The 16,830-nt window shown below is 62.6% G+C and carries 20 protein-coding genes; 10 read left to right on the plus strand and 10 right to left on the minus strand.

Annotation, left to right across the window (positions count from 1 at the left end; translation table 11 throughout):
* Window positions 1-5: 5 nt before the first annotated feature.
* The 4 genes from ASB58_RS17615 to gmk form a co-directional block, all read right to left on the minus strand.
* Window positions 6-386 carry a deaminase RidA gene (locus tag ASB58_RS17615; RefSeq protein WP_096004851.1) on the minus strand — a complete coding sequence of 127 codons (381 nt, stop codon included), beginning with the start codon at window positions 384-386 and terminating at the stop codon, window positions 6-8.
* 17 nt (window positions 387-403) lie between these two features.
* Window positions 404-2,551, minus strand: a complete 2,148-nt coding sequence (spoT, locus tag ASB58_RS17620; RefSeq protein WP_096004850.1) for a bifunctional GTP diphosphokinase/guanosine-3',5'-bis pyrophosphate 3'-pyrophosphohydrolase — start codon at window positions 2,549-2,551, stop codon at window positions 404-406.
* A 74-nt stretch (window positions 2,552-2,625) separates the two neighbouring features.
* The gene (rpoZ, locus tag ASB58_RS17625; RefSeq protein ID WP_096004849.1) at window positions 2,626-2,889 is read right to left on the minus strand and encodes a DNA-directed RNA polymerase subunit omega; all 264 of its coding nucleotides are present in this window, start codon (window positions 2,887-2,889) and stop codon (window positions 2,626-2,628) included.
* 83 nt (window positions 2,890-2,972) lie between these two features.
* Window positions 2,973-3,596, minus strand: a complete 624-nt coding sequence (gene gmk / locus ASB58_RS17630) for a guanylate kinase (RefSeq protein ID WP_096004848.1) — start codon at window positions 3,594-3,596, stop codon at window positions 2,973-2,975.
* Window positions 3,597-3,702: 106 nt separating this feature from the next.
* On the opposite strand from gmk, the gene ASB58_RS17635 reads away from it, so the two are divergent.
* The 3 genes from ASB58_RS17635 to ASB58_RS17645 all read left to right on the plus strand — a co-directional run bounded on the left by ASB58_RS17635 (window position 3,703) and on the right by ASB58_RS17645 (window position 6,136).
* A complete protein-coding gene (locus tag ASB58_RS17635; protein ID WP_096004847.1) occupies window positions 3,703-4,950 on the plus strand; it encodes a DUF2254 domain-containing protein in 1,248 nt (415 codons plus the stop codon).
* Between the two features lie 47 nt (window positions 4,951-4,997).
* Window positions 4,998-5,309, plus strand: a complete 312-nt coding sequence (locus tag ASB58_RS17640) for an EthD family reductase (protein ID WP_165771271.1) — start codon at window positions 4,998-5,000, stop codon at window positions 5,307-5,309.
* Between the two features lie 83 nt (window positions 5,310-5,392).
* Complete coding sequence (locus ASB58_RS17645; RefSeq protein WP_118131784.1) at window positions 5,393-6,136, plus strand: GntR family transcriptional regulator; 744 nt, start codon at window positions 5,393-5,395, stop codon at window positions 6,134-6,136.
* Window positions 6,137-6,181: 45 nt separating this feature from the next.
* Here ASB58_RS17645 and ASB58_RS17650 read toward each other — a convergent pair whose 3' ends face one another.
* Both ASB58_RS17650 and ASB58_RS17655 read right to left on the minus strand, forming a co-directional pair.
* Window positions 6,182-7,540, minus strand: coding sequence for an NCS1 family transporter (locus tag ASB58_RS17650; RefSeq protein ID WP_118131785.1), 1,359 nt, complete (start codon window positions 7,538-7,540; stop codon window positions 6,182-6,184).
* A 111-nt stretch (window positions 7,541-7,651) separates the two neighbouring features.
* Window positions 7,652-8,395, minus strand: coding sequence for an aspartate/glutamate racemase family protein (locus tag ASB58_RS17655; protein WP_096004843.1), 744 nt, complete (start codon window positions 8,393-8,395; stop codon window positions 7,652-7,654).
* 137 nt (window positions 8,396-8,532) lie between these two features.
* Here ASB58_RS17655 and puuE point away from each other — a divergent pair, with 137 nt between their 5' ends.
* From puuE to ASB58_RS17670, 3 genes are read left to right on the plus strand one after another with little or no spacing between them, the layout of a single operon-like run.
* The gene (gene puuE, locus ASB58_RS17660; RefSeq protein ID WP_096004842.1) at window positions 8,533-9,468 is read left to right on the plus strand and encodes an allantoinase PuuE; all 936 of its coding nucleotides are present in this window, start codon (window positions 8,533-8,535) and stop codon (window positions 9,466-9,468) included.
* 2 nt (window positions 9,469-9,470) lie between these two features.
* The gene (locus ASB58_RS17665; RefSeq protein WP_118131786.1) at window positions 9,471-10,316 is read left to right on the plus strand and encodes a bifunctional allantoicase/(S)-ureidoglycine aminohydrolase; all 846 of its coding nucleotides are present in this window, start codon (window positions 9,471-9,473) and stop codon (window positions 10,314-10,316) included.
* Window positions 10,317-10,326: 10 nt separating this feature from the next.
* On the plus strand, window positions 10,327-10,827 hold the full coding sequence (locus ASB58_RS17670; protein WP_118131787.1) for an ureidoglycolate lyase: 501 nt from the start codon (window positions 10,327-10,329) through the stop codon (window positions 10,825-10,827).
* A 44-nt stretch (window positions 10,828-10,871) separates the two neighbouring features.
* Here the strand turns inward: ASB58_RS17670 and ASB58_RS17675 are convergent, their stop codons facing one another.
* A complete protein-coding gene (locus ASB58_RS17675) occupies window positions 10,872-11,738 on the minus strand; it encodes a YicC/YloC family endoribonuclease (protein ID WP_118131788.1) in 867 nt (288 codons plus the stop codon).
* Between the two features lie 159 nt (window positions 11,739-11,897).
* Between ASB58_RS17675 and rph the strand changes: the two genes are divergently transcribed.
* Both rph and ASB58_RS17685 read left to right on the plus strand, forming a co-directional pair.
* Window positions 11,898-12,617, plus strand: coding sequence for a ribonuclease PH (gene rph / locus ASB58_RS17680; RefSeq protein WP_096004838.1), 720 nt, complete (start codon window positions 11,898-11,900; stop codon window positions 12,615-12,617).
* A 79-nt stretch (window positions 12,618-12,696) separates the two neighbouring features.
* Entirely contained in the window at window positions 12,697-13,089 is a 393-nt protein-coding gene (locus tag ASB58_RS17685; protein ID WP_096004837.1) for a DUF4870 domain-containing protein, read from the plus strand.
* A gap of 104 nt (window positions 13,090-13,193) precedes the next feature.
* Here ASB58_RS17685 and ASB58_RS17690 read toward each other — a convergent pair whose 3' ends face one another.
* Window positions 13,194-13,973 (minus strand): exodeoxyribonuclease III, encoded by a 780-nt coding sequence (locus ASB58_RS17690; RefSeq protein ID WP_096004836.1) that lies wholly within the window; start codon window positions 13,971-13,973, stop codon window positions 13,194-13,196.
* A gap of 72 nt (window positions 13,974-14,045) precedes the next feature.
* Between ASB58_RS17690 and pyrE the strand changes: the two genes are divergently transcribed.
* Both pyrE and ASB58_RS17700 read left to right on the plus strand, forming a co-directional pair.
* Window positions 14,046-14,690, plus strand: coding sequence for an orotate phosphoribosyltransferase (pyrE, locus tag ASB58_RS17695; RefSeq protein ID WP_096004835.1), 645 nt, complete (start codon window positions 14,046-14,048; stop codon window positions 14,688-14,690).
* A gap of 132 nt (window positions 14,691-14,822) precedes the next feature.
* A complete protein-coding gene (locus ASB58_RS17700) occupies window positions 14,823-15,416 on the plus strand; it encodes a DUF4124 domain-containing protein (protein WP_118131789.1) in 594 nt (197 codons plus the stop codon).
* A 33-nt stretch (window positions 15,417-15,449) separates the two neighbouring features.
* Here ASB58_RS17700 and ASB58_RS17705 read toward each other — a convergent pair whose 3' ends face one another.
* Together ASB58_RS17705 and argB are read right to left on the minus strand one after the other, a co-directional pair.
* The gene (locus tag ASB58_RS17705) at window positions 15,450-15,911 is read right to left on the minus strand and encodes an acyl-CoA thioesterase (protein ID WP_096004833.1); all 462 of its coding nucleotides are present in this window, start codon (window positions 15,909-15,911) and stop codon (window positions 15,450-15,452) included.
* A complete protein-coding gene (gene argB, locus ASB58_RS17710; protein WP_118131790.1) occupies window positions 15,911-16,819 on the minus strand; it encodes an acetylglutamate kinase in 909 nt (302 codons plus the stop codon). Before argB ends, ASB58_RS17705 begins: the two co-directional genes overlap by 1 nt.
* Window positions 16,820-16,830 lie beyond the last annotated feature (11 nt).

Raw genomic sequence — 16,830 nt, forward strand, 5'->3', positions numbered from 1 at the left:
AGGCTTCAGCCCACCACCATAATCCCGTCCATCTCGACCGGCACGCCCTTGGGCAGTGCGGCAACACCGATGGCGGCGCGGGCCGGGTAGGGCTTCTCGAAGTAGCGCTCCATGATCTCGTTGACGGTGGCGAAGTTGCCCAGGTCGGTGAGGAAGATGTTCAGTTTGACGATGTCCTGCAGCTTGCCGCCAGCCGCTTCGGCAACCGCGCTCAGGTTGTCGAATACGCGGCAGACCTGCGCTTCAAAGCCTTCAACGACCTCCATGGTGGCCGGGTCCAGCGGGATCTGGCCGGAGAGGTACACGGTGTTGCCAACCTTGATGGCCTGCGAGTAGGGGCCGATAGCGGAAGGCGCCTGATCGCTGGTGATAACTTGCTTGTTCATGTGTTCTCCGACGAAATTCAGTTCTTGAGACGGGTAATGCGCATCACGCCCTTGAGGTTGCGAATGCGCTTGATCAGTTGCGACAGGTGCAGGCGGTCGCGGACGCGTACCACCAGTTGTACTACGCTGACCCGGCCGTCGCGCTCATCGACGCTGATCTTGTCGATGCTGGCGTCGGCCACGGTAATGCCGGTGGCAAGCTGGGCGATGATGCCGCGCTGGTGCTCCAGCTCGACGCGCAGCTCGATGGTAAATTCGCCGCTGACATCCTTGTCCCAGGTCAGGTGCAGAGTCTTCTCGCTGTTGTGGCGCAGCTCGGCCAGATTGCGGCAGTTTTCCTGGTGAATGACCATACCCTTGCCCGATGACAGATAGCCGACAATCGGGTCGCCGGGGATCGGGTTGCAGCAGCGTGCAAAGCTGACCACCAGGCCTTCGGTGCCGCGGATGGCCAGCGGTTTTTCGCTGCTGTCTGCGGCGCTGGCCGGCTGATCGACCTTCTGCGGTTCGTCCTCGCTGGCGCCGTCGCCGCTGGCCAGCAGGCGGCGGGCGACCACGTAGGCCATGCGGTTGCCCAGGCCGATGTCGGCCAGCAGGTCTTCCATCAGCTCCATGCCGCAATCGTTCAGCACAGCCTGGATGCGGGCCTCGGGAATGGCGCTAAGCTGGGTATCAAAGCTGGCCAGCACTTTGTCCAGCAGGCGCTCGCCGAGGGCAATCGACTCGGAGTGGCGCTGATGCTTGAGGAAGTGGCGGATGTTGCTGCGCGCCTTGCCGGTGATCACAAAGCTGAGCCAGGCCGGGTTGGGGCGGGCGCCTGGCGCGGTGATGATCTCGACGGTTTCGCCGCTTTCCAGTGGTTCGGACAGCGGCGCCAAGCGGCGGTTGACCCGGCAGGCGATGCAGCTGTTGCCGATGTCGGTGTGTACGGCGTAGGCGAAGTCGACCGGTGTGGAGCCCTTTGGCAGCTCCATGATGCGGCCTTTTGGGGTGAAGATGTAGACTTCGTCGGGGAACAGGTCAATCTTGACGTTCTCGATGAACTCCAGCGAGTTGCCGGCGTTCTGCTGCAGCTCCAGTACGCTTTTCAGCCATTGGCGGGTACGCGCATGGTTGCCGTTGATCACGTCGTCCTTGGACTTGTAGACCCAGTGCGCGGCAATGCCGTTGTTGGCCAGCTCTTCCATCTCGTCGGTACGGATCTGAATCTCGATCGGTACCCCGTGCATACCGAACAGCGTGGTGTGCAGGGATTGGTAGCCATTGGCCTTGGGGATCGCGATGTAGTCCTTGAAGCGGCCCGGGAAGGGCTTGTACAGGCTGTGCACGGCACCAAGCACGCGGTAGCAGGTGTCGGGCTTGTCGACGATGATGCGGAAGGCGTAGACGTCCATGATTTCATTGAACGACTTCTTCTTGCCGCGCATCTTCTGGTAGATGCCGTACAGGTGCTTCTCGCGGCCCATCACCTTGCCCTGCAGCCCTTCGCGCTCGAGGCAGGCCTGCAGCGATTCGAGAATGCGGTTGAGCAGCTCCTTGCGGTTGCCCCGGGCGTTACGCACGGCGCGGTCAATCAGCATCGAGCGCATCGGGTACATGGCCTTGAAGCCGAGATCTTCAAACTCGGTGCTCAGGCTGTGCATGCCCAGACGGTTGGCGATTGGCGCGTAGATCTCCAGGGTTTCCTTGGCGATGCGTCGGCGTTTTTCCGGCGCCAGTGCGCCGAGGGTGCGCATGTTGTGCAGGCGGTCGGCCAGCTTGACCAGAATCACGCGGATGTCGCGGGCCATCGCCAGCGCCATTTTCTGGAAGTTTTCGGCCTGCGCTTCGGCCTTGGTCTCGAAGGTCATCTGGGTCAGCTTGCTGACCCCGTCCACCAGTTCGGCGACGGTATCGCCGAACTGCTCGATCAGTGCGTCCTTCGGAATGCCGGTGTCTTCAATCACGTCATGCAGCATGGCGGCCATCAGGCTCTGATGGTCCATGTGCATGTCGGCAAGGATGTGGGCTACCGCAAGCGGGTGGGTAACGTAGGGCTCGCCGCTGCGGCGGGTCTGCCCGTCATGGGCCTGCTCGGCGTAGAAATAGGCGCGCCGGACCAGGTTGACCTGCTCCGGCTCAAGGTAGTTACCCAGGTTGTCGGCAAATACTTCTATCGCAGACATGCAGCTCTCCCGCACCCGCCAGCGCGAGTGGTGACCTCAGGGATGCCCGGCCTGCGCAACAGCAAACCTGTTTCTTACTCGGCCGGCTCGTCGGTCGCTTCCAGCGAGTACAGCGGCTCCTGCTGATCCTGCAGGGCTTCTTCAGCCATGATGGCGTTGGTGACCAGACCTTCGGCCACTTCGCGCAGTGCCACCACGGTCGGTTTGTCGTTTTCCCAGGCTACCTTGGCGTCTTTGCCACCGGTGGCCAGCTGACGGGCGCGCTTGGAGGCCAGCATGACCAGCTCAAAACGGTTTTCTACATTTTCCAGGCAGTCTTCAACGGTAACGCGAGCCATGGGGTACTCCGGAAAGGATAAACAATTGAACGCAAGGCGCCCCGAACAGGGGCGCAGGACCTGACAGTCTACCGGGTGGTGCCTCAGTCTGACAAGAGCGCCTGCAGCAGCTCGGTGTGGCGTGCCTGTTGCGCGCCGGTTTGCAGACGGTAGCTGCGTACGATGGCGCGCAGGTCTTCCAGCGCGTGTTCGAAGGTATCGTTGATAACCAGGCTGTCAAACTCGACGTAGTGGCTCATCTCGGCCTCGGCCTCGGCCATGCGCTGGTCGATCACCTCGTCCTGGTCCTGGCCACGCTGGGTCAGACGCTGGCGCAGCGCTTCGCGGGACGGCGGCAGAATGAAGATCGAGTGGGCCTGCGGCAGCTTGCGACGCACCTGCTGCGCGCCCTGCCAGTCGATTTCCAGAATCAGGTCGCGGCCTTCGGCCAGCGCCTGCTCGACCGCACTCTGGGAGGTGCCGTAGAGGTTACCGAAGACTTCGGCGTGTTCCAGAAAATCACCGGCCTCGACCAGCTTGAGGAAGGTCTCGCGGTCGGTGAAGTGGTAGTTCACGCCGTCCACCTCGCCCGGACGCATGGCGCGGGTGGTATGGGACACCGACACCTGCAGGTTGGGGGTCAGCTCGATCAGCGCCTTGACCAGGCTGGTTTTGCCCGCGCCGGAGGGGGCGGAGACGATATACAGGGTGCCGGTGGCGTGGCTCATCGAGGTGTTTCCTGCGGGTAAGGGTAAAGCGCGCCATTATAGGACGTCTGCCGTGTCGCGTCATGGGTGCGGTAAGCTGTGGGCTTCACCGGTATAGGGGTGTGGGATGATCTCGAAATGGCAATGGCTGCTGGCGCAGCTGACACGGACGCTGTGGATTCGCGCCACGCTCTACGTAGTGCTGGCGCTGGCGGCGGCGCTGCTGGCGGTGCTGATCGAGCGCCTGCTGCCCGGGCCGCTGCCGGTGGATATCGGCGCCGACGCGGTGGATCGCATTCTCGACATCCTCGCCTCCAGCATGCTGGCGGTCACCACCTTCTCGCTGAGTGTCATGGTGGCGGCTTACAGTACCGCGACCAGTAACGTGACGCCCCGCGCCACCCGACTGCTGATGCAGGACACCACCACGCAAAACGTGCTGGGTACCTTTATCGGTGCCTTTCTGTTCAGCCTGGTGGGGCTGGTGGCGCTGAGCACCGGGGCCTACGGCGAAAGCGGCCGAGTCGTGCTGTTTGCGATCACCCTGCTGGTCATCGCCTTGATTGTGGTGACCATTCTGCGCTGGATTGATCACCTGTCGCGCTTTGGCCGGGTGGGCGACACCACCGAGCGGGTCGAGCAGGTCACCACGCGGGCGCTGCGCGAGCGCATTGCCAACCCCTGCCTGGGCGCCCATTGCTGGGATGGGGAGGTGCCGGCCGGCTGCCGCCCGCTGTATCCGGATGACAGCTTTTATCTGCAGCATCTGGATGTGCTGACCCTCTCCGAGCTGGCTGAGGAACACCAGCTGGCGCTCTACGTACCGGTACAGCCCGGCGCCTTTGTGCATCCGGCCGAGCCGCTGCTGTGGGTGCACGGGCGACTGGATGAGGACCTGCAGTGCGCGCTGTGTGACTGCTTTACCCTCGACAGTCTGCGCTCCTTTGATCAGGACCCGCGTTTTGGCTGTTCGGTACTGTCGGAGATTGCCTCGCGGGCGTTGTCGCCGGCGGTCAACGACCCGGGTACCGCCATCGACATTCTGGGGCGCGGAGTACGCCTGTTTGCCCCCTGGGCGAAGGGGCCGTCGCCGCAGGAAGCCGAGGTGTCCTGTCAGGGCGTGTGGCTGACGCCGCTGGCGCTGGATGACCTGTTTGATGACCTGTTTGGCCCGATAGCGCGTGACGGCGCGGGGCGCATCGACGTGCAGTTGCGGCTGGTCAAGTCGCTGCAGGCGCTGGCCGCACAAGATGCCTGCTTTGCCGCGCCGGCGCGCCGTCTGGCGCGCGAGGCGCTGGCTCTGGGTGAGCAGGCGCTGGTGCTTGATGCGGACCGCCAGCGCCTGCGTGAGCGGGTAGAGACGCTGCTCGGCTGAGGCGTGCTATGGTGCTTGGCCAAGCACAACAACAGGAATTTGATGCCATGATTCGCGTGACTGTCAGCTATCCCGCCCAGGAAAACGCCCGCTTTGACCACAGCTACTACCAGCAGCACCACGCCCAGTTGATTCATCAGCAGCTTGACGCGCATGGTCTGCTCAAGCTGGAGATAGACCAGTGTCTGGCCGACGGTGCCGGCAAGGCGCCGCCGATCGTGGCCGCCGCCCACCTGTTCTTTGCCGATATGGCGCAGTTTCAGGCGGCGTTTGCGGCCGGCGGCAAGGCGCTCAATGAGGATATCGTCAACTACAGTGACATTGTGCCGGTCGTTACCATCAGCCAGGTGATCGCCTGATCGTCGGGGCGGCGGCAGCACTGGACGCCCCGAACCCGCTACAATAGCGCGCCTTACCCTTCACCAGACCGAGGAACTCCCCGATGACTGCCCGCCGGGTCGCGTCGGCGTTGCGCGCCGCAGCCACTGCCAGCCCTGTCTCCGGCGCCGGAGCGCAGCGCCATGAGCGCATTTATCAGGCCATCAGCGCCGCCATTATCGAGCATCGCCTGCAACCGGGCGCGCGCTTGCGTGAGGATGCCCTGGCCGATGTGTTTGGGGTCAGTCGCACGGGCATTCGCAAGGTGTTGCAGCGGCTGGCAATGGACCAGTTGATCACCCTGACGCCCGGCAAGGGCGCCAGCGTTACCCGGCCCTCGGCCGAGGAAGCGCGGGAGGTATTTGAGGCGCGACGGCTGGTTGAATGCGGGGCCATGTTGCCGCTGGCGCAGACCCTGGATGCCGCCGGGCTGACCCGGCTGCGGGCTCTGGCAGCGCAGGAGCAGCAGGCGTTGGAGGCTGGAGAACAGAGCGCAGCCATTCAGTGCTCCGCGCAGTTTCACGGCACGCTGGCAGCGTTGGCCGGCAATCAGACCCTGGCCACCTTTGTGGTCCAGCTGTGTTCGCGCTCGTCGCTGATCCTGGCGGTCTACGGCAACGCCGGCAATTTGGGCTGCGACTGCACGGACCACCAGCAACTACTGGAGCTGCTGGAGAAGGGCGATGGCAAGGCGGCGGCGGCCTTTATGGCAAAGCACCTGGAGGACATCGAAGCGTCGCTGTCGATCGGTGATGAGCCGCAGGCCGTGCCTGATCTGCAGGATGTGTTTGCCGGTTATCGCCGCTGAGTTAATCAGTGCTTCCTTAAATCAACCCAGCGGCGATACCAGGGCTCACTGTCTGAAGCGCGCGCAGGCTGGCCAGTACTGCATCAGCAGGTAGTAGCTCAGGCCCGCCGGGATCAGGCTGGCGTACCAGGAAATACTCGACAGGCTGAGCGCAGCCAACACACCGATCGCGGTGGCCACCAGCGCCGCGTAGTTGACGCCGCGATAGGGGCCTTCGGCATCGTACAGGTGCTGCAGGTTGAGGGTGCGCTTGCGAATCAGGTAGTAGTCCACCACCAGAATGGCAAAGATCGGCCCGAGAAACGCCGAGTAGGTCTGCACAAACACCTGCAGGCCCGCAGCCGAATCCGCGCTGACCAACTTCCAGGGGAAGGTCGCAAAGGCCAGCAGCCCGACGATCACCGTGGCCGGACGGAATTTCAACTTGAACACGTCCATCAGCACATAGGTCGGCGGCACCACGTTGTTCAGCACGTTGGTGGTGACCTGGGCAAAGGCGATGAACAGCAAGGTGCACATCAGCAGCGGGGTGTTGTCCACGGCGTTGGCGAACACCTCGATGGGGTCGGCAACACCGGTGGCCTCGGAGACCATGTAGCCGATCAGGCCCATGAACAGCGTGCACGGCAGAATCGACATCGAGTACAGCGTGGTCAGCAGGCCCGGGCCGGAGCCGTGTTGGTGCTCGCGCGAGTAGTCACTGACATTGAGGATCATGGTGCTGTAGATGCCGAGGAACAGCATGGTTGCGCTCCAGAACGGCAGCCCCCAGGAACCCTGCATGGTCAGCAGGCTCATCGACAGCTCGTCACCGTAGCGCTGCACCGTGCTATAGAACATGTATACCAGCGAGGCCAGGATAAAGGCGCTGCCGACGTTCTCCAGCCACTTGATGCCCTGGAAGCCCATCACCGACAGGCCAATCTGCAGAAACTGGAAGGCGATGAAGAAGAACACCAGATTGTCGAAGCCGAACAGCGTGGCCGAGACCATGTTCAGCGCGCCGGCACCGATCCAGCTCTGAAAGCCGTACCAGACGATCGCCGGCACGGCGCGCACCAGGCCCGGTAGCCGGGTGCCGGTAAAGCCGAAGGCGCTGCGCGCCTGCACCACGAAGGGAATGCCGTACTTGTAGCCGGCGGCGCCGTTGAGGACCAGAGCTACGCCAATGACGAAGCAGCCGATGGCGATGGCGACGGTCGCCTGGATCAGGTTGAGGGTGCCGACCACGCTGGAGCCCATGGTAAAGGTACCAATGGCGACACAGCCGCCAAACCAGGCCAGCAGGTAGGAAAAGCGGCCCATGATGCGGACCTGTTGAGGGGCCAGGGACTCTTCCCCTGCAGCCTTGCCGTCATGTGCCGGCAGTTCGCTGGCCGTTGCGCTGCTGATGTCAGTGCTCATACGGCCTCCAGTTGATGTGTGATGCGCATTATTGTCTCCCGCGATTCTGTGATCGATCGGTGGTTGTCATCCACATCCGGGGCCGCCCACGCCGGCCCCGGCGTGGTGTGCTCAGTCGGGCGTCAGGTTCGAATACTCGGCAAAACGTCCGGTGAAAGGTTTGGGCGGCGGAAAGTCCAGGTCGCCGTGCTTGCTGGTCTGCAGTCCCAGGCCAACCAGCGCCTCGGCCAGCTTGACCGCAGCCGTCACGCCCTCAACGATCGGCAGGCCGACGGCGGCGCTGATCTGCGGCGTGAGGTCGGCCATGCCGCCGCAGCCGAGCACAATCGCGCCGATGCCGTCTTCCTGTTTGGCCTTCAGGCATTCCTCGATAATGCGTTCCAGCGCCAGATCCGGGTTGGCTTCCAGCTCCAGCACTGGAATGTCGGCGGCGCGTACGCGGCGGCAGCGGCTGGCCATGCCGTAGCTGTCGAGCAGATGCTCGGCAATAATAGTCGTGCGCGGCAGCGTGGTGACCACGGAAAAGCGCGTGCTGATCAGCGTTGCGGCGTGGAAGGCGGCTTCGGCAATGCCGATGACCGGCGCTCGGGTCAGCTCACGCGCGGCGTTCAGGCCGGGGTCGCCGAAGCAGGCGATGACGTAGGCGTCGACGCCATCGCGTTCGCCGGCGCGAATTTCATCGATCACGCCAAGTACGCTGACGGCTTCGTCAAAGTGGCTTTCGATGGACACGGGTCCGCTGCTCGGCTGGGTCGCGCTGATGCGTGTGCCGGGTGCCGCGACAGCTGTGGCGGCGGTGCCGATGGTATCGGTCATCGCCTGGGTGGTATTGGGGTTGATAACGCGTATATGCATGCTGGGAACCTGTTTGTACACAACTAAACTGATTAATTGTATACAATCGTTGGCATCTACGACATCGAATCAGCGGCGGTTATGTCGATTAACAGCCGCCGCTGGTGTTTTTCTTTTAATTGCAGAGGTGATTTCTCATGGTTCAGAGCGCAGATTATCCCCGCGACCTGGTGGGCTACGGCCGCACCCCGCCGCACGCCAACTGGCCCGGTAAGGCGCGGATCGCCGTTCAGTTTGTGCTCAACTATGAAGAAGGCGGTGAGAACTGCGTGCTGCACGGGGATAGCCATTCCGAGCAGTTTCTCTCTGAAATCATCGGCGCTGCGGCCTTCGATGACCGTCATCTGAGCATGGAGTCGATCTACGAGTACGGCTCGCGTGCCGGTGTCTGGCGCATCCTTAACGAGTTCGAGCGCCGTGGTCTGCCGCTCACCGTGTTTGGCGTGGCCATGGCGCTGGAGCGTCACCCTGAGCTGGCGCAGGCGTTTGTCGAGCTGGGTCATGAAGTGGCCTGCCACGGCTGGCGCTGGATTCACTACCAGACCATCCCCGAGGCGGTGGAGCGCGAGCATCTGCAGCGCGCCATGGAGATCTTCCAGCGGCTGTATGGCGCCCAGCCCGAAGGCTGGTACACCGGCCGCGACAGCCCTAACACGCGGCGTCTGCTGCTCGATCAGGGTGGTTTTACCTACGACAGCGATTATTATGGCGATGACCTGCCGTTCTGGACCCGCGAGGCCGACAGCCAGGGCCAGTTGCACAACCATCTGATCGTGCCCTACACGCTGGATACCAACGACATGCGCTTTGCCGCGGCCCAGGGCTTCAACACCGGCGAGCATTTCTTCCAGTACCTGAAAGATGCCTTCGATGTGCTCTATGCCGAAGGTGAAGAGGCACCGAAGATGCTGTCGATCGGTCTGCACTGCCGTCTGATTGGGCGACCAGGCCGTTTCCGGGCGCTGCAGCGCTTTCTGGACTACATCGAATCCCATGATCGGGTGTGGGTGACACGCCGTGTCGACATTGCCCACCACTGGGCAACCCACCACCCGGTTCAACATCAGGAGTAAGCATGGCCAAGCAATCGACCCCCCGCAGCTATTACGCGCCGACCGGCGGACATCCGCCGCAGACCCAGCTGACCACCGACCGCGCGGTCTTCACCGAGGCCTACGCGGTGATTCCCAAGGGCGTGATGCGCGACATCGTCACCAGCCACCTGCCGTTCTGGACCGGCACCCGTCTGTGGGTGTTGTCACGTCCGCTGAGCGGTTTCGCCGAGACCTTCTCGCAGTACATCATGGAAGTGCAGCCCGGCGGCGGCAGCGACAAGCCGGAAACCGATCCGACCGCCGAAGGCGTGCTGTTCATTGTTGAGGGCGGCCTGACGCTGACCCTGAACGGGACGGCGCACCAGATGGACGTGGGCGGTTACGCCTTCATCCCGCCGAACAGTGACTGGCAGGTACGCAACGACAGCGGTGCTGTGGTGCGCTTCCACTGGGTGCGCAAGGCCTACGAGAAAGTCGACGGCGTTGACGTGCCGGAAGCCTTCGTTACCAACGAAAACGACATTACGCCGCTGGAAATGCCTGGCACCGATGGCGCCTGGAGCACCACCCGCTTTGTCGACATGAGCGACATGCGCCACGACATGCACGTGAATATCGTCAACTTCCAGCCGGGCGGCGCGATTCCCTTCGCCGAAACCCACGTCATGGAGCACGGCCTCTATGTGCTGGAGGGCAAGGCGGTCTACCTGCTGAACAGGGACTGGGTCGAGGTGGAAGCCGGCGACTACATGTGGCTGCGTGCCTTCTGCCCGCAGGCCTGCTACGCCGGCGGCCCCGGCCCGTTCCGCTACCTGCTGTACAAGGACGTCAACCGCCATATGAAACTGCCGACCTTTGGCTGTTGAGGAGCAGGAGATGAGCACTGACGTATTGGAGCTGACGGCCCAACCCCTGACACCGGAGGCCTTCGCGGCCTTCGGTGAGGTAATCGACTCGCGCAGCTCCGCGCACTTCATGATCAACGCGGGCCGCACCCGTCGCCATCACGATCTGGCCAAGGTCGAGGTGGCCGGCGAGTCGCCACGGGTGCTGATCAGCATCTTCGTCAGCCAGCCGGTCACCGTGCCGTTGGAGCTGACTTTTCTCGAGCGGCATCCGCTCGGCAGTCAGGCCTTCATGCCGTTGCACGAGGAGCAGTTCCTGATCGTGGTGGCGCCGCCGGGCGATGTGATTGATCCTGCCGAGGTGCGCGCCTTCATTACTGACGGCCGCCAGGGCGTCAACTACCGTATCGGTACCTGGCATGCGATTCAGTCGGTACTCGAGCGCGAAGGGGAGTTTCTGGTAGTCGATCGCGGCGGTGCCGGGCACAACTGTGATGAGTATCCGATCGCCATCCGGGTTTCCTTGGAGTAACCCTGCGCAAAGGTGATGCCGTTCCGCAACGGAGCGGTATCGGCTTACTCGATATTCTGAATCTGCTCGCGCATCTGCTCGATAAACACCTTCAAGTCTACTGCTGCCTGGGTACTGCGGGTATCGATGGCCTTGGAGCCGAGGGTGTTGGCTTCGCGGTTGAATTCCTGCATGAGGAAATCCAGGCGGCGGCCGATGGCGTCTTTGCTGTCCAGCACGCGGCGGGTTTCGGCGACATGGGTATCGAGGCGGTCGAGCTCTTCGGCGACGTCGATCTTCTGCGCCAGCAGCACGATTTCCTGCTCGACGCGGGTGCTGTCCAGCTCCAGTTTGGCGTCGTTGAAGCGGTCGATCAGCTTCTGCCGGTGGGCGGTCAGCAGGGTCGGCATCATGTCACGGATCACCGCAGTGCGCTCGCTGATGCTGGTCAGGCGGTCCTCGATCAGTTGCTTCAGCTCGGCGCCTTCGCGGGCGCGGTGCTCCTTCAGCTCCTTGAGCGCGTGGTCGAACAGCGTCCGGGCCTGTTTGACCAAGTCGCCCTGATCCGCCTTCTCGCCAATCACCACGCCAGGCCAGGCAAGCAGCTCCAGCGGGTTGACCGGGCCGGCGTTCTGCAAGCGAGCGCCGAGTTGCTCGGTGGTGCGGATCAACTGGTCCAGCAGCGGCTGGTTCAGGCTGAGTTCGCTGGACTGCTGCTCGGCCGGGTTAAAGCGCAGGGTGCATTCGACCTTGCCGCGGGCCACCTGCTTGCGTAGCAGCTCGCGCAATGGGCCTTCCAGCTCGCGGAAAGCTTCGGGCAGGCGCAGGGTGACTTCCAGATAGCGATGATTGACCGAGCGCAGCTCCCAAGCCAGGTTGCCCTGATCGGTGCTGAGTTCACTGCGCGCAAAGGCGGTCATGCTATTGGCCATGGTGTCTTGCTTCCCTGTCGGTGGTCGATGGTTCGGCAGGCATTGTAACCTCGGCAGCGTGCGCCTGGGTAATCTCTGGCGCGCGGCTGAGACAGCGGTGGCAGACGTTGGCCTGCTATACTCCGCGCACTTCCTCCCCGCTGTACAAGGACCCAGATGATGAAACGCCCCAGCGAACGCGCCCCTGACCAGATGCGCCAGGTCAGCATGACCCGCCACTACACCAAGCATGCCGAGGGCTCGGTGCTGGTTGAATTCGGTGATACCAAGGTGATCTGCACCGTCAGTGTCGAGGCCGGTGTACCGCGCTTTCTGCGTGGCAGCGGCCAGGGCTGGATCACCGCCGAGTACGGCATGTTGCCGCGCTCGACCGGCTCGCGCATGCAGCGTGAGTCCAGCCGTGGCAAGCAGGGTGGTCGTACCCTGGAGATTCAGCGCCTGATCGGCCGCTCGTTGCGCGCGGCGGTTGACTTGAAGACGCTGGGTGAAAACACCCTGTATATCGACTGCGACGTCATTCAGGCCGATGGCGGCACCCGCACCGCCTCCATCACCGGCGCTTGTGTCGCGCTGGTCGACGCCCTGCGTGCCATGAAGCAGCGCGGTGCGCTGAAAAAGGTGCCCGAGGTGCAGATGATTGCGGCCATCTCGGTGGGTATCTATAAAGGCGTGCCCGTGCTGGATCTGGACTACCCTGAGGATTCGTCCGCCGATACCGACCTGAACGTCGTCATGACTGACAAGGGCGGCTTTATCGAGGTGCAGGGCACGGCCGAGGCGGCGCCGTTCAGCGCCGACGACCTGAACGCCATGCTCGCGCTGGCACGTCAGGGCTGTGAGCAGCTGTTCAGCCTGCAGCAGGCGGCTTTGGCAGACTGAGATCGCGTCGGTAGGCAGTAACGCACAAGTCTGTTAAAACGGGCACTCTGTTCTTTACCGCACATGCAAGGAGTGCCCCATGACCGACCCCGTTGATCCCGCCGTAGAAGCCCCCGAGCCACCACCGGGCAAGCCCAGTTCGGAGGCGCGTCAGTGGGCGTTGATCGCCCACGTCTCTGCCTTGCTGGGCTGCGTGCTGCCGTTTGGCAACCTGATTGGCCCGCTGATTGTGTGGCAGCTGAAGAAGGACATGGACCCCTTTGTTGACGATCAGGGCAAGGAAGCGCTGAACTTCCAGATCACCGTTACCCTGATGCTGGTGGTCTGCGTGCTGCTGATGCTGGTGTTGATCGGCATTCTGCTGGCGTGGGTGGTTGGTATTGCGGCCCTGGTGCTGGTGATCATCGCCGCCATCAAGTCCAACGAAGGCACCGCCTACCGCTATCCGTTCTGCTGGCGCCTGATCAAGTAGACGAAAAAAAGCCCCTGCAACCAACGGCTGCGGGGGCTTTTTCTGTGGCTGATCCTGCCGGTGCGCTTGCACTCAGGCCGGTACGCCTAGACCATGTCCAGCTGTCAGATACTCAGCGTCCAGTCGTAATCAATGATGACCGGAGCGTGCTGGGAGAAGCGGACATTGCGCGGGATCTTCGCCTGCTTGACGAAGCGGCGCAGCCCGGGCGTCAGAAACTGGTAATCAAAGCGCAGGCCGAGGTTGAGGTTTTCAGCCTGCTCGCTGTTCGGCCACCAGCTGTACAGCTCGGACTCGCGCGTCACCTCGCGGGTCGCGTCGACATAGCCCATGGTGCCGAAGATTTCATCCATCCAGGCGCGTTCTGGTGCCATGAAACCGGGCTCGTTCTGGCAGTCGCGCCAGTTCTTTACATCCAGCTTGAGGTGGGCGACGTAGAGTGAACCGCAGTAGATGAACTCGCGGCGCTTGCGCCGTTGCTTGTTCAGGTAGCCGGCAAAGTCGTCCATGAACTTGAATTTCTGGTTCAGGTCCGCGTCGCCGTCGCGGCCGGAGGGCAGTAGCAGGGAGCCGATGCTGACCTTGTCGAAGTCGGCCTGCATGAAGCGGCCGTAGCGGTCGGCGGTCTCGAAGCCCAATCCCATGATGATGGCTTTGGGCGCGGTGCGGGTGTAGATGGCGACACCGCCCTGGGAGGGCGTTTCGGCTTCAAAGCAATACTGCCAGTAGCCGTCCAGCCAGTAAGGATCCTGCTCGAGTTCGGGGGCGGTAACACGAATGTCCTGCAGGCAGATGACATCGGCGTCTTGGGTGCGCAGCCAGTCAAACAGACCCCGCTCGGCGGCGGCCTTCACTCCGTTGACATTGAGACTGATGATTCGCATGCGTGGCTCCCCAAAAAAGCAGGGTGTATGATACCCGACCTTTATGTAGTTTTGTTAATGATGAGGGTGCAGATGCACGAATATCAGCGGGAATTCATTCGTTTTGCCCTGGATCGCAACGTCCTGCGATTTGGCGAATTTACCCTCAAGTCGGGCCGTAAAAGCCCCTATTTTTTTAACGCTGGCCTGTTTAACGATGGCGGCTCGCTGAGTCGACTCGGACGTTTTTATGCCCAGGCACTGGTGCATAGCGATTTGCCCGACGTGGATGTCATCTTTGGCCCGGCCTACAAGGGCATCCCGCTGGCGGCGGTGACCGCTGTTGCCCTGGCTGACAGCTTTGACCGTGATCTGCCCTATTGTTTCAACCGCAAGGAAGCCAAGGACCATGGCGAGGGCGGGACGCTGGTTGGTGCGCCACTGGAAGGTCGTGTGCTGATCATCGACGATGTGATCACTGCCGGTACCGCCGTGCGCGAAGTCATGCAGATCATTCAGCAGGCAGGCGCGACCCCGGCTGCCGTGATGATCGCGCTGGACCGTCAGGAGCGCGGCCAGGGCGAGCTGTCGGCGATTCAGGAAGTCGAGCGGGACTTCGGTATTCCGGTGATCAGCATTGTCAGCCTGAATCAGGTGATGGCGTTCATCCAGGACGATGCCGAGCTGCAGCAGCACCTGCCGGCGGTCCAGGCCTATCGGGCCGAGTACGGTATCTGAGCCTTCCGTCTGCGCAGGCGACAGCTATAGTGGTTTTGATCAACGCTGCCAACGGGCGATATGCTGCCAACTGGCCATTAACCTGATACGGTTCACGTTGAACGCCTCGGGAACGGAAAGGAACCGCCTGCGATGCAATGGAAGATAACAAACGCTGCGCTGGCGCTGACCCTGCTGTGGTCGGCGCAGACGATGGCCGAGCTTTATCGCTATGTCGACGACAAGGGTGTCACCGTGCTCGATAGTCGGGTGCCGCCCAAGTTCATCAGTCGTGGTTACGAAGTGCTCGACGCCCATGGGCGAGTCAAGCTCGTTGTGCCGGCGGCGCCGACCGCTGCTGAACGGGAGGCGCGCCGCGCGGCGCTGGAAGAGCAGGCGCAGCGTGACGCCGCCGATGCCACGCTATTGCGCCTGTACAGCAGTGTTGCCGACCTGGATCGGGCGCAGCAGCGCCAGTTGCTGCAGATTGACAACCAGATCACCGCAGCCAAAACCAATATTTCCGAATTGCGCGATGAGCGCGAGACCTTGCAGTCGCGCGCTGCCGACCAGGAGCGCGCCGGCAAGACAGTCGATCAGTCGATTCTGGATCAGCTGGCTGCCGTGGATGCCGAGACGGCCCGCCTGCAGCGGCTGATTCAGCGCCAGGAGGAGGAGACAGTCAAGGTTCGCGAGGACTTTGCCCGCAAGCGCGAGCGGCTGGAGTTTTTGCTGGGCGACGACTGAGCCGCACCGCCGTCAGGCGGGCGGCTTGTCTTTTCAGCCCTGTACCGCCGGCGCTGCCTGCTCCGGCGCTAGACACTCAAACGCGCTCACGCTTTGTTTGAAACTGTCGGGAATGGGCGTTGGTCGACGGCTCGTCTGATCCGCATGCACGTAAACCACTTCGCCGGTCAGCAGCAGCTCGTCAGCGCGGTAGATCGCCGCGACAAAGCGCATGCTGCTGTTGCCGAAGTAGGCTACGCGCAGATGTACATCCAGCAGGTCGTCGAACAGCGCCGGCGCCTTGTACTCCAGCACGGTCTTGGCGGCGAAAAACTCGCTGCCATCCAGCCCTTCACCCGGTTGTGCCCCTGCCGCCGCGCGCAGTGCGCGGTAGTACTCGGTCACGCCGACGTCTACGTAGTTCAGGTAGTGACCGTTGAACACGATGCCTTGCGGGTCGGCCTCGGACCAGCGCACGCGCAGCGGCGTGCTGAAGCGGAAATCGCTCTTGAGCATCAGGCTTCGCGCACCTGGTTGGTGATCAGGGTGCCGACGCCGGTATCGGTGAACAGTTCGAGCAGCACCGCATTGGGTACCCGGCCGTCGACGATGATGGCGCTGCCGACGCCGCCCTGCACCGCATCCAGTGCGCAGCGAATCTTCGGCAGCATGCCGCCGTAGATGGTGCCGTCGGCAATCAGGGCATCGACCTGGGTGGTGCTCAGGCCGGTCAGGACCTTGCCTTCCTTGTCCATCAGGCCGGCGATGTTGGTCAGCAGCATCAGCTTCTCGGCGCCCAGTGCCTCGGCGACCTTGCCGGCAACCAGGTCGGCGTTGATGTTGTAGGAGGCGCCGTCGGTACCCACGCCGATGGGTGCGATCACCGGGATGTAGTCATCGGAGACCAGGCGGTTGATCAGGTTGGCATTGACGCTGGAGACCTCGCCGACATGACCGATATCGATGATCTCGGGCTTGTCCATGCCGGGGGTGTGGCGACTGACCTTCAGCTTGCGTGCCTTGATCAGGCCTGCATCCTTGCCGGTCAGGCCGATGGCGCTGCCGCCGTGCTGGTTGATCAGGTTGACGATGTCCTTGTTGACCTGGCCGCCGAGTACCATCTCGACCACGTCCATGGTCTGGCTGTCGGTCACGCGCATGCCTTCAATAAACTGGCTTTCGATATTCAGGCGCTTGAGCAGGTCGCCGATCTGCGGGCCGCCGCCGTGGACTACCACCGGGTTGATGCCGACGGTCTTCATCAGCACGATGTCGCGCGCGAAGCTGTTCTTCAGTTCATCGTTTTCCATGGCGTTTCCGCCGTACTTGATAACGATGGTCTTGCCGGTAAAGCGCTGGATGTAGGGCAGCGCTTCGGTCAGTACCCGGGAAACCTGGGCGGCGGCGTCGCGACTCAACATGATGCTCTGATGTC

Origin of the sequence: Pseudomonas abyssi (genome assembly GCF_003444685.1) — a bacterium.
Lineage (GTDB): Bacteria > Pseudomonadota > Gammaproteobacteria > Pseudomonadales > Pseudomonadaceae > Halopseudomonas > Halopseudomonas abyssi.